The 703-nt window shown below is 55.8% G+C and carries 1 pseudogene; it reads left to right on the top strand.

The features are described 5' to 3' along the window. A pseudogene (locus AC1DUP_RS36765) lies at positions 1-651 on the top strand (IS6 family transposase); the annotation flags it as partial. Positions 652-703: the final 52 nt, after the last annotated feature.

The raw sequence follows: 703 nt of genomic DNA, 5'->3' as shown, positions 1-703 counted from the left end.
CGGTTTGGCTCTATTTCCGGTTTCCGTTGAGCCTGCGTATGGTCGAAGATCTGTTGGCCGAACGCGGCATCATGGTGTCTCACCAGACTGTGAGACTTTGGGCGGAGAAATTCGGTCGGCATTTCGCCAATGAAATACGGAGGCGATGCGCCGGCAAGCTCGGCGACAAATGGCATCTCGACGAGGTCGTCATCACCATCCAAGGAAAGAAACACTGGCTCTGGCGTGCCGTCGATCAGGATGGTTTTGTTCTCGACGCCCTGGTGCAAAGTCGCCGCAATGCCAAGGCTGCAAAACGCCTTGATGCGAAAGCTTCTTAAGGGTCAAGGCCATTTGCCACGTGTGATGATCACCGACAAGCTCCGATCCTATGGCGCCGCAAAACGCGATATCATGCCCAGCGTCGAGCATCGCTCGCACAAGAGCTTGAACAATCGAGCCGAGAATTCCCATCAGCCGATCCGACGGCGTGAGAGGATCATGAAGCGGTTCAAGTCAGCGGGGCACCTTCAACGCTTCGTTTCCATCCACGACCCAATCGCCAACCTCGTGCACATTCCCCGCCACGATATTCCATCCGCCCACCATCGAGAACTGCGAGCCACCGCCATACAATTATGGTCCGATATCGCTCGCCTTGACACCAACTGAACGAAAGCGACACGCCCGCTTTAATGCCTGAGCGCGTTAACTTTACGATGCC

The sequence above is a fragment of the Rhizobium sp. 01L419 genome (genome assembly GCF_056400025.1).
This window is presented reverse-complemented; position numbering and strand designations above follow the sequence as displayed.